A 12,106-nucleotide genomic window follows, 5' to 3' on the forward strand; every position below is an offset into this window, starting at 1 on the left:
CATTATACAGGTTTAAATTCTCCTGGTAATATGGCATAACTACCTGGTCTATTAACAATACCTTCTTTCCAAATTTTACCAGGTAAAACTTGCACCAACTCAGCATTTTCGATTGTATCAAATTGGTCATCCCTTTTGACACCTATTCCTGTTTGTACTCGAAGATTATATAAACCTGCTCTAATATAAAGATTAGGTATTACTAAAACTATTTCATTTTTAATTTCAAAATTAGATAAATCACTCGCCATTTCATCACTCAAATAACTTAAAACAATTTGTCCTTGTTCATCTTTAAAGTTAATCCCAATAAAAAACTTTTGGTAATCAATATCTTTATCATTCTTTTGAAATTGCATTTTAATTCTCAATTGTTCTCCAGAAATTATCTGCTCAATTTCATTATTATTTTCATTAAGTAATTTTATATCTGTAAGTTTAATTTTTCCATTACCAAATCTATCTACTCTCTCGCTTAAATTAATCTTTGGTTTTTTCTTGTCTTTAGATAAATAGAAATCTACTGCATCATCTGTACTGCCTCTAAAAGCCATTTTGCCATGCTCTAAAACTATAGCTCTGGTACATAAACTCTTAACTGCAGCCATATTATGACTTACAAATAAAACCGTTCTGCCATCTCCTTTAGAAATGTCTTGCATTTTGCCAATAGCTTTTTTCTGAAATTCTGCATCACCAACGGCTAACACCTCATCTACCACTAAGATATCAGGCTCTAAAAATGCAGCTACGGCAAATGCTAAGCGTACACGCATACCAGAACTGTAACGCTTTACTGGTGTATCTATATAACGCTCACAACCAGAAAACTCTATAATCTCTCGCTCTTTGGTTTTAATCTCTGCTTTGGTCATACCCAAAATTGCTCCATTGAGATAAATGTTCTCTTTTCCGGTAAGCTCAGGATGAAATCCTGTACCTACTTCTAATAATGATGCTATGCGACCTTTAGTTTTTATTTGACCTGTTGTTGGGCTAGTGACACGAGATAATATTTTAAGCAAGGTAGATTTTCCTGCTCCATTCTTACCTATAATACCCAGAACCTCCCCTTGTTTAACTTCAAAATTAATATCCTTAATTGCCCAAACGTAGTCACTTTCTGCAGCCTTGCTTCTATCATTTGTGTCACCAATTTGTAAATACGGATCTTCTTTACCTCGTATTTTATAGAACCAACGCTTTAGGTCATGACTGAGCGTTCCTGTGCCTACAAGACCAAGTCTGTATTGTTTACTTATATGTTCTACTTTTAAAATGACGTTAGACATAGCTCTAAACGGTATCTATAAACGATTTTTCGGTTCTATTAAATATAATTAGTCCTACTAAAAATACAATAACACTAACACTTAAGGTGTATACAAAACGATTAAGATTAAAATCTCCTATATCTAAAAGCATATGCCTAAATCCTTCAATAATTTGTGTTACTGGATTATACTCAACAATACTAGCAACCAAAGGAGGAAACTTAGCTTTAGCCTCTGACATTGGATATGGCACTGCAGAAAGGTACATGAGTAATTGAACAGCAAAGTTTAATAATACTGTGACGTCTCTATATTTGGTGGTTAAGGACGAAAAAATCATACCCAATCCTAAACCAAACATGCCCATAATTATAACGTAAACAGGAAATAATAATATATAACTGTTTATGCCTACTGCGAAGCCAGACGATTTGTAATACAAAAAGAAGCCAAAAAATATGAGTAATTGAATACCAAATTTTAAAAGATTTGATATCGTAACAGACATTGGTAATATAACACGAGGAAAATAGACCTTGCCAAAGATATTTTGGTTTTTAGTAAAAGTATTTGAGGTGTTTGTAAGGCAGTCTCTAAAATAATTCCATGCTGTAATACCAGCTAAATTGAATAAAAATGGTGGAATGCCACCCGTTTTTATATCTCCAAGATTATTAAAAACTAATGTAAAAATTACCGAAGTGAATAAAGGCTGAATAAGATACCAAAGTGGACCTAGAATTGTTTGCTTGTAAAGTGTAACGATGTCTCGTTTTACAAACAACAACAACAAGTCTCTATAACGCCAAATTTCCTTAAAATTGAAGTCGATGAGTTTTCTCTTTGCAGAGATGGTATAGAGCCACTCATCTTCTTTGTAATTAGACAAATTTACGTGTTTTAATTAGTCACGCTAATATACTATTTATTCGGAATTTTGTTGGTACAGTAAGAAAGTATTTCTTCTGTTAATTAAAGTAGTCCCAAGTAATTTTTAGACCTTCTTTAACCGTATATTGAGGTTTATAACCTAGTAGCTTTTCTGCCTTAGAAATATTGGCTAAAGAATCTCTAACATCTCCTTGTCTTGGTGGTCCGTAAACAGCTTGTAAATCTGAATCAGCAGCAACTCTTAAGGAATCCCACAAATAATTTACTGAAATACGCTCACCACATGCCACATTAAATACTTCGTTAGCTGCTTCTTTTGGTGCAAAGAACCCTCTAATGTTAGCCTGTACTGCATTATCTACAAAAGTAAAATCTCTGGTTTGCTCACCATCTCCATTTATTTTAGAAGGCTTATTATCTTTTAAAGCCTGCATAAATAATGGAATTACAGCTGCATAAGCACCATTAGGACTTTGCTTTGGACCAAATACATTAAAATATCGTAGACCTATAACATCCGTACCGTAAGTTTTTCCAAAAACATCAGCATATAATTCATTGACATATTTGGTTACTGCATAAGGTGATAAAGGCTTCCCTATATTATCTTCAACTTTTGGCAACGCTTTACTATCTCCATAAGTAGAACTCGAAGCTGCATACATCATACGCTTAACGGTTGGACTTTCTTTTAAGGCAATAAGCATATTTAAAAACCCAGAGATGTTAACTTCATTAGATGTTGCTGGATCGTTAATAGAACGTGGCACAGAACCCAAAGCTGCCTGATGCGTCACATAGTCTATACCTTCCATTGCTTTTTTACAAGTATCTAAGTCTCTTATATCTCCTTCTAACAGTTCAAAAGAAGGGTTATCCATAAACTCAGTTAAGTTCTCACGATAACCATTAGAAAAGTTATCTAAAACCCTGACTTTCTTAGCTCCATATTTTAACAAATATTCTACAATATTAGAGCCTATAAAACCAGCTCCACCCGTAACTAAAAAGCTGAGTTGAGATAGGTCTTCGGTATGGTATTGATTTGCGTACATCATATAGATTTGAGGTTAATTTTTATAAACGTGCATCAACAGTATCTTGAGGTAACAATGATTTTACATCAAAAATGACACATTTATCTGATTTTAGATTATCTAGAGATAACTCTAAGAACTCTTTGTGAGAAACCGCTAGTATTATAGCATCATAACCTTGCTTTAACTCAGACATTGACGACTTTAAATCCAAATTATATTCGTGCTTTACTTCTTCTGCAGAAGCCCATGGATCATAAACATCTACATTAACATGGTAAGACTTTAATTCTTCAATAATATCTATAACTCTAGAATTTCTGATGTCTGGGCAGTTTTCTTTAAAAGTAATTCCTAATACAAGTGCATTAGATCCTTTTATAGTTGCTCCTTTGTTAATCATCATTTTAACAGTCTCAGTAGCTACATAGCTTCCCATACTATCATTCATCTTACGACCTGCTAAAATAATCTCTGGATTGTAACCAGACTCAATAGCCTTCTGTGCTAAATAGTAAGGATCTACACCAATACAATGACCGCCAACTAAACCTGGTGAGAATTTTAAGAAATTCCACTTGGTACCAGCAGCTTCTAATACGGCTTTGGTATCAATGTCTAAAAGTCTAAAAATCTTAGACAACTCATTAACAAAAGCAATATTAATATCTCTTTGAGAGTTCTCAATAACCTTAGCAGCTTCAGCGACTTTTATTGAAGGAGCAAGATGTGTTCCTGCCGTTATAACCTTTTTATATAGCTGATCTATTTTCTCAGCAATCTCTGGTGTTGAGCCTGAGGTTACTTTTAAAATCTTAGTAACTGTATGTTTTTTATCGCCTGGATTGATACGTTCTGGAGAGTAGCCTGCATAAAAGTCTTTGTTAAACGTAAGGCCTGAAACTTTTTCTAATACAGGAATACATATATCTTCTGTAGCGCCAGGATAAACTGTTGATTCGTAAACAACTATATCATTATGTTTTAGAACCTTACCAACAGTTTCACTTGCTTTAATTAGTGGTGTAAACACTGGTCTTTTAAGCGCGTCAGTTGGTGTTGGTACAGTAACAATATATACATTTGCTACTGAGAGTGCGTCTACACTATCTGTGATATACAATCCATTATTTGCATTTAAATCTGTAGTTAAAACAGATTTAAGATTATCATTATCGACTTCTAGTGTTTTATCTACACCTAAATTTAACTCATTGATTCGCTGTTTGTTTATATCAAAACCAACAACGAAAAATTGCTTTGCAAATTCTACAGCAAGTGGTAAACCAACATAACCTAATCCAATAATTGCAATTTTATCTTCAGAATGTATCATCTGTTAAGAATGGATTTAAAAATGAGTTTCAAATCTAAAGAAAAACTGTAATTCATAACGTAGTTTTTGTTGATTTTCACTTTATCTACCCAAATAATCGTTCTATTGTAATGTTCAGGGTCTTTTTGCCGTTCTAATACCTTTTCTTCATCTCTATATTTTAGAGTAGCCTCTCCTGTTACACCTGGTTTAACTAGCAATACAATTCGATCATCACCTACTAATTCATCTGCAAAACCCTGAATATCAGGACGAGGTCCCACAAAACTCATATCACCCTTTAGTACATTAAACAATTGAGGTAACTCGTCTAATTTGGTTTTCCTTAGAAATTTACCAAATGATGTTGCACTTTTGTCTAAATGACCCAATCGATGTATACCTTCTTTAAGGGTTCTTATCTTATAGATTTTAAAAAGTTTACCATGCTGTCCTACTCTTTTTTGAGAAAAAACACCGTATTTTTTAGTATCTATACTAGCAATAATTACAAAAAGAACAATTGGAATAAATAAAATTGGTAATAATAATAAAACTAACAGAATATCGAATATTCGCTTTATCCTTAGTTGTCTTTTGGTAATCAAAATCTTATTCTTACAGAGTTTAGAGACGTCTCAAGAAATTCTTTGCTCTCCTTAAGAAAGACTGTTTATCCTTTTCGTGATATGCATTTCCGTAAACACCGTAGCCATAACCATAACCGTATCCATAACCGTAGCCGTAGCCGTAATTATGATTTGTTTTGTGTTTATAAAAGTTAAGAACAAAACTAATATTCTTTACCTCTCCTCTACGATACTTTGCGTTAATAAGTGCTAGCATACCTTTTTTAGTATAATCTAATCGTACCATAAATAGAGTAGCATCCGCATATTGTGTCAATTCTAATGCATCAGTCACTAAGCCCAAAGGTGGAGTATCTAAAACAATCATATCGTAATCTTTCCTTAGCTTTTCCATTAAAACCTTCATGTTATCGCTCATCAGTAATTCTGAAGGATTTGGAGGAATTGGACCAGATAATATTATATCAAGGTTGTCAATATGTGTTTTGACAATAACATCTTCAATAGTACTTTCACCAATTAGACAATTAACAATTCCCTTATCGTTAGTAATATTAAAATCATCAAAAATCTTTGGCTTTCTTAAGTCCAATCCTAATAAAATGGTTTTCTTACCAGATAAAGCATAGACAGTTGCCATATTAATAGAGCAGAACGTTTTACCTTCACCACTAACTGAAGAGGTTATCATTAATGTTTTACCTTCTTCCTTATCTAGCTTTTTATAAAAAAACTGCAGACTAGATCTTATCGCTCTAAATGACTCTGCAACAGCAGATTTAGGCTTTTCAAATACTATTAAATTATTTTTGTATTTATATTTTCCTATAAGCCCTAATATTGGAATATTAGATAATTGTTCGACCTCATCAGATCCATGCAAAGTGTTATCTAAAAGGTATGAGACAAAAATTAATGATAATGGTAAAAATAATCCCATCATTAATCCCATCATGTAGTTAAGAGACTTATTTGGCCCTATTCTATGTCCTCCAATATCTTTAGCCTCATCAATTACTGTAATATCAGAAATATTAGCCGCTTTTACAATTGCAGCTTCACTCCTTTTAGCCATATAAATATCATAAGCTTCTTGGCTAATATCTAATTTTCGCTGAATTTTCAGATACTCCTGTTGGTCTTGAGGTAAGTCTAGTAAACTAGCTTCAAATCTGGCAATATTTTGATTTATCTTAGATAATTGAATACCGATTGTTCTTTTAGTAGCATTAATGGTTTCTATAAGGACTTTTTTCTCTGAATTAATTCTGCGATCTATATCTTTAAATAAGCCTGAACCTTCTTTTGTAGTATATTCTAAATTTTGCCGTTCTGTCGCTAACTCTATTATTTTGGTTACACTTTTCAGTATGTTTCCTTCAGTGATTCCAAATGCCGTAGGAGCAGTAATCTGTGTATAGTTTTTCTTTGTATTGAGGTACTCCTCTAAATTATCTAAATAGTCTAATTTTAGTTCTTCTGCTTCTTTAGCTATTTCATATTCCCTTAATTGTGCTGATTTTTGAGCTATCTCTTCAGTAACATCAAAGACTTTGTTGTTACGTCTAAACTCATTCATTTCATCTGTATAATCTTTCAAATCAGAATTCACTCCAGAGAGGCTACTATCTATAAACCTAATTGTATTAGTTGCATACAAATTTTTTCTTTCGAGTTCTGTTTTACTAAGTATAGCAGTAGTGGCATTAAGATAATCTACAATTTTCGCTTTATTATTACCTGCTAATTGTAAAGTTAAAACAGGTGAATTAGTAGAATATGGCGAAACGATTATACCGTTTTTATATCTGTCTACCAGAGCATCAAAATTTAAAAACCTGATAAAATACTCATCTCCCTTCTTTATAGCAGAGGGATTAACTACTGTAAGCTTACCATTAAAATAAGGTAGTGTAATTTCTTCACCTACATTAAACTTTTGAGAATGTGCACCTGTAGGAACATTAACCCTTGTAAATGTCTTATCACTATAAATTTGCCCTTGTCGTGAAGAGACCTCAAATTCTGAAAACAACTCAAATTGGTTGTTATCGATAAAACGAATACCCAAAGGATAGCCCATTACCTGAGGTTTATCTTTATGTATGCTTAAACTAAAAGGAGCATCTTTATAAATATCTTCTTTTCTGTATTTACCTTCTACTAAATACTCCATGTAGTATTGAAGAGAGTCAACAACCTTCTCATTATGAGTTCTTGTTTTTAAAGCTGTTATTATTTTACTCATTTTACCAGAAACTCCACCCCAATTAAATGAAATACTAGTGTTAGCAGTAAAAAATGGATTTTGGTCGTTTTCTATTGAGATAAGTGAACCTAATTTATAAACATTTGGTTTTCTCGCATTTATAAAGTAGGCTATTACAATAGCTACACCAACACACATAAGAACAAACTTCCATAAGTTTAGAACTTTAAAAAGATAGCCTCTAAAATCAAATGATATACTACCAGAATCTCCATGCTCAAAATCCTTAATATGAATATCCTCCTTGCTCATATCCTAGTAAATAGTAATGTGGTTGTAGTTAATATAGTCACGACAGTTAAAATTGTACTTAAGGTTTCTACAGCCGTTTTGCCTGTTCCTAAAGATTTTTGCTTCAATGGCTCTACGTAAATGATATCATTAGGCTGAATATAGTAATAAGGCGAATTCATTACATTTCTATCTGTAAGATCTAAAGTGTGTATTTCTTGACCGTAAGGATACTGTCTAATAATTTTTACTGCCTTTTTATTTCCTGTAACAGGAATTTCACCAACATTAGCTATTGCTTCAAATATATTCACCCTATCCTGAAACAAAACATTGGTACCTGGACTACCTACCTCGCCATTAGCTGTATACCTAAACCCAGCTAATTTAACCGTAACGAATATATTAGCAGTCTCTTTAAATTGATCTTCAAGAAGTTTTTCTTTTATCATCTGCTCTATCTCCTCATAAGTATAACTAAGAACATTAATATCACCTAGAGAAGGTATTCTAATATTACCATGTAAATTAACCGTAAATCCATCAAAATAGGCTCGTTCTTGACTGCTTGTTGCATTTGGCACTCCTTCACCAACCGGATTAAAAATTTCTACATTATCCTGATCTAATACCTTAATACGAATTGTTAATATATCATTAATCTGTACGCGATAAGGTTTCTGTACCTCAGACAGATTGTATGGTATAGTATCATTAGTGCTATTTTCCTTATTTTGAAGATAAACAGTGTCTTTGTGAGGAATACAAGATGAAATAAAATTACAGCCTAGGACTATAATCAAAAGCTTTATGCTTCTCATGGGTATTAATAGATGTTTACAGACAAATATAATGTATCAATACCAATAACAAAACTATTAGGTTTCTTTTTGGTTTATTTCGTTCTTTGTAAAAAAATTGGCGTGAATTACCTCAACGTAGAAAACATTTCAAAGTCTTATGGAGAACTAGTACTTTTCCAAGATTTATCGTTCAGCATACACAAAGACCAAAAGATTGCTTTTGTTGCTAAAAATGGAAGCGGAAAAACCTCTATTCTCAATATTCTGTCAGGAAAAGACACACCAGATGAAGGGCAAGTTGTTGTTAGAAAAGGACTACGCTTGGCTTTTTTGGACCAAGAACCAGATTTAGACAGTAAACTTACTATTGAAGAAACCATTTTTGCTTCAGACATTCCTATCTTAAAAGTTATTGAAGCCTACGAAAAAGCACTTAAAAATCCTGAAGACACTGAAGCCTATCAACTCGCATTTGAGGCTATGGATAGAAACAATGCGTGGGAGTTTGAGACACAATACCAACAAATTCTATCACAATTAAAACTAGATGATTTAAGCTCAAAAGTTAGTGTACTCTCTGGTGGTCAACGTAAACGCTTGGCACTTGCCCAAGCGTTATTAAGCAAACCAGACATATTAATCTTAGATGAGCCTACGAACCATCTCGATTTAGAAATGATAGAATGGTTAGAGGATTACTTTGCAAAAACCCAACAAACCCTTTTTATGGTAACGCACGACCGTTACTTTTTAGAGCGTGTGTGTAACGAAATTATCGAGCTAGACCACGGACAGCTATACACATACAAAGGCAATTATTCCTACTATCTTGAGAAGAAAGAAGCTCGCATAGAAAACGAAGTAACAGAAGTTGGAAAGGCTAAGCAACTCTACAAGAAAGAACTCGATTGGATGCGTCGCCAACCAAAAGCACGTACCACAAAGTCTAAAAGTAGAATCGACGACTTTTTTGAAATAAAAAAGAAAGCGCACCAACGTAGAAAAGACCATCAAGTACAGCTAGAAATTAATATGGAACGCCTTGGCAGTAAAATCATTGAGTTTCATAATGTATCCAAAGCATTTAAAGACAAGAAAATTCTTGATGGATTTGATTACACTTTTAAAAAAGGCGAACGCATTGGCATTATTGGTAAAAACGGCACAGGTAAATCAACATTTCTAAACCTTCTTACTGGAAGTCTTAATGCTGATGGCGGAAAAATAGTTATTGGTGAAACCGTAAAAATAGGCTATTACACGCAAGGTGGAATCACAGTAAAACCAGAGCAAAAAGTTATTGATATCATCAGACAATATGGTGATTATATTCCATTAGCTAAAGGCAGACAAATAAGTGCACAACAACTTTTAGAACGCTTCCTTTTTGACAGAAAAAAACAATACGATTTTGTTGAAAAACTAAGTGGTGGCGAACAAAAACGCCTGTACTTATGTACGGTTTTAATTCAGAATCCAAATGTTTTAATTCTAGATGAGCCAACTAATGATTTAGATATTGTAACACTCAATGTACTCGAAGATTTCTTGATGGATTTCCCAGGTGTGCTTTTAGTGGTATCACACGACCGTTATTTTATGGATAAAATTGTAGACCATCTTTTTGTATTTAGAGGTGAAGGTATCATTGAAGATTTTCCAGGAAATTACTCAGACTTTAGAGCTTACGATAGTAGTCAACCAAAACAAGTAGAAAGCACAGAGAAAGCAAATAACACTGAAGCAGTTAAGCAAAACGAAGCTGCAAAACTATCGTACAACGAACAAAAAGAATACAAAAATTTAGAATCGAAAATTCGCTCGTTAGAGTTAGACAAAAAAGCTATGGAAGCCAAGTTTAATAATCCAGATTTATCTCAAGACGATATCAACAAACTTTCAGCAGAATTGCAAGTCATCATTGATACTATTGAAGAAAAAGAACTACGTTGGTTTGAATTGGCAGAACGATTGGAAGAATAAAGATTTCTCGCAAAGGCTCAGAGACGCAAAGATGTACTGTTAACTTAGCGGCTTAGCGCCTTTGCGAGAACAGAATTGAAAAAATGTACCAAATAAAACAATACATAAAATTCCTTTTAAAATCCACCAATCAACATGGTGTGCACTCGCCTTTTGTATATGATTTCGTAACAAAATGTCTTTATGATAAAACTAATTATACCAACTACAGCAAAATTACTGAATACAGAAATGCACTTTTACGAAACAATGATGTAATTGAAATTACTGATTTTGGTTCAGGTTCTCGTAAATTTAAATCTAACAAAAGATTAACATCACAAATTGTGCATATATCTAGCACACCTTTAAAACGTACAAAACTATTTTTCAGATTAGCTCTACATCTTAAACCTAAAAACAGTTTAGAACTAGGCACTAATTTAGGTATAGTAACTCATGCTATTTCTTTAGGAAATCCTGAAGGAAATATTACAAGTATTGAGGGTTGTCCTAATATTTCAATTTATACGAAAATTCAATTAGCGAGAACAAACAATATCAATATTAGTACAGGGGAATTTGAAAAGGTGATTCCCAATTTAAAAGAAAAATCTTTTGATCTAATTTTTTTTGATGGACATCACAACAAAGAAGCAACCATCAAATATTTTGAATCACTTTTACCTAAAGCTCACAACGATTCCATTTTCGTTTTTGACGACATCTATTGGTCTAAAGAAATGACCGAAGCTTGGGAATACATTAAGTCTTATAATGCTGTTACAGTCACTGTAGATTGTTTCCATTTAGGCTTTGTATTCTTTAGAAAAGAGCAAGCTAAAGAACATTTTAGAATTAGATTGTAACAAGCCGACAACTTTAACGTCTTATTGACAAACTGATTTTTAAATTCTTTATCTTGCAGAGGATTTAAGCAACCAATAGAATTTTTATATGAGCGACAACGTCATTGAGATTAGAGGCATTATAAGAGATTTTAAATTAGGACAAGAAACCGTTCACGTTCTAAAAGGTATAGATTTAGACATAAAACGAGGTGAATATGTTGCCATTATGGGACCATCTGGTTCTGGTAAATCTACTTTAATGAATCTACTCGGTTGCTTAGACACACCAACTGCTGGCTCTTATAATCTTAATGGCAAAGACGTTAGTCAAATGACAGACGATGAGCTTGCAGACATTAGAAATACTGAAATAGGTTTCGTTTTTCAAACCTTTAATCTATTACCAAGAACTACAGCTTTAGAAAACGTTGCTTTACCAATGGTTTATGCAGGTGCTTCTAAAAAAGAACGTGTGGATAGAGCTTCTGAAGTATTAACTGATGTTGGTTTGGCCGATCGTATGGATCATAAACCTAATCAGCTATCTGGTGGACAAAGACAACGTGTTGCTGTAGGTCGCGCTCTTGTAAACAAACCTTCTATCATCTTAGCCGATGAGCCTACAGGTAACTTAGACTCAAAAACTTCTTTGGAGATTATGGAGTTGTTTGACCAAATCCATGCTTCTGGAAACACGGTAATTATGGTAACACATGAAGAAGATATTGCTGCCCACGCCAAACGTGTTATTCGTTTACGTGACGGTATGATTGAGAGCGATACTTATAATTAGTGATTAGTGATTAGTGATTAGTGATTAGTGATTAGTGATTAGTGATTAGTGATTAGTGATTAGTGATTAGTGATTAGTGATTAGTGATTA

At 33.2% G+C, this 12,106-nt stretch carries 10 protein-coding genes; 3 read left to right on the plus strand and 7 right to left on the minus strand.

The window, feature by feature from the left end; all coding sequences use genetic code 11:
- Positions 1 to 2: 2 nt before the first annotated feature.
- The 7 genes from ACXAFS_RS14845 to ACXAFS_RS14875 all read right to left on the minus strand — a co-directional run bounded on the left by ACXAFS_RS14845 (position 3) and on the right by ACXAFS_RS14875 (position 8,428).
- Positions 3 to 1,292, minus strand: a complete 1,290-nt coding sequence (locus ACXAFS_RS14845) for an ABC transporter ATP-binding protein (protein WP_475307939.1) — start codon at positions 1,290 to 1,292, stop codon at positions 3 to 5.
- A 4-nt stretch (positions 1,293 to 1,296) separates the two neighbouring features.
- Complete coding sequence (locus ACXAFS_RS14850; RefSeq protein WP_475307941.1) at positions 1,297 to 2,163, minus strand: ABC transporter permease; 867 nt, start codon at positions 2,161 to 2,163, stop codon at positions 1,297 to 1,299.
- A 79-nt stretch (positions 2,164 to 2,242) separates the two neighbouring features.
- Entirely contained in the window at positions 2,243 to 3,220 is a 978-nt protein-coding gene (locus ACXAFS_RS14855; protein ID WP_475307952.1) for an SDR family oxidoreductase, read from the minus strand.
- 22 nt (positions 3,221 to 3,242) lie between these two features.
- Positions 3,243 to 4,538 carry a nucleotide sugar dehydrogenase gene (locus ACXAFS_RS14860; protein WP_475307942.1) on the minus strand — a complete coding sequence of 432 codons (1,296 nt, stop codon included), beginning with the start codon at positions 4,536 to 4,538 and terminating at the stop codon, positions 3,243 to 3,245.
- Complete coding sequence (locus ACXAFS_RS14865; protein ID WP_475307943.1) at positions 4,535 to 5,125, minus strand: sugar transferase; 591 nt, start codon at positions 5,123 to 5,125, stop codon at positions 4,535 to 4,537. Before ACXAFS_RS14865 ends, ACXAFS_RS14860 begins: the two co-directional genes overlap by 4 nt.
- A gap of 19 nt (positions 5,126 to 5,144) precedes the next feature.
- Entirely contained in the window at positions 5,145 to 7,628 is a 2,484-nt protein-coding gene (locus tag ACXAFS_RS14870; protein WP_475307944.1) for an exopolysaccharide transport family protein, read from the minus strand.
- A complete protein-coding gene (locus ACXAFS_RS14875) occupies positions 7,625 to 8,428 on the minus strand; it encodes a polysaccharide biosynthesis/export family protein (protein WP_475307946.1) in 804 nt (267 codons plus the stop codon). The genes ACXAFS_RS14870 and ACXAFS_RS14875 overlap by 4 nt, the downstream gene beginning before the upstream one ends.
- Positions 8,429 to 8,530: 102 nt before the next feature.
- Here ACXAFS_RS14875 and ACXAFS_RS14880 point away from each other — a divergent pair, with 102 nt between their 5' ends.
- From ACXAFS_RS14880 to ACXAFS_RS14890, 3 genes are all read left to right on the plus strand, one after another.
- Positions 8,531 to 10,393, plus strand: coding sequence for an ABC-F family ATP-binding cassette domain-containing protein (locus tag ACXAFS_RS14880; RefSeq protein ID WP_475307947.1), 1,863 nt, complete (start codon positions 8,531 to 8,533; stop codon positions 10,391 to 10,393).
- An 83-nt stretch (positions 10,394 to 10,476) separates the two neighbouring features.
- Positions 10,477 to 11,241, plus strand: coding sequence for an O-methyltransferase (locus ACXAFS_RS14885; RefSeq protein ID WP_475307948.1), 765 nt, complete (start codon positions 10,477 to 10,479; stop codon positions 11,239 to 11,241).
- Positions 11,242 to 11,329: 88 nt separating this feature from the next.
- A complete protein-coding gene (locus ACXAFS_RS14890; protein WP_138434655.1) occupies positions 11,330 to 12,016 on the plus strand; it encodes an ABC transporter ATP-binding protein in 687 nt (228 codons plus the stop codon).
- The last annotated feature ends 90 nt before the right edge of the window (positions 12,017 to 12,106 follow it).

This window comes from Winogradskyella sp. ABM4_392, assembly GCF_056160445.1.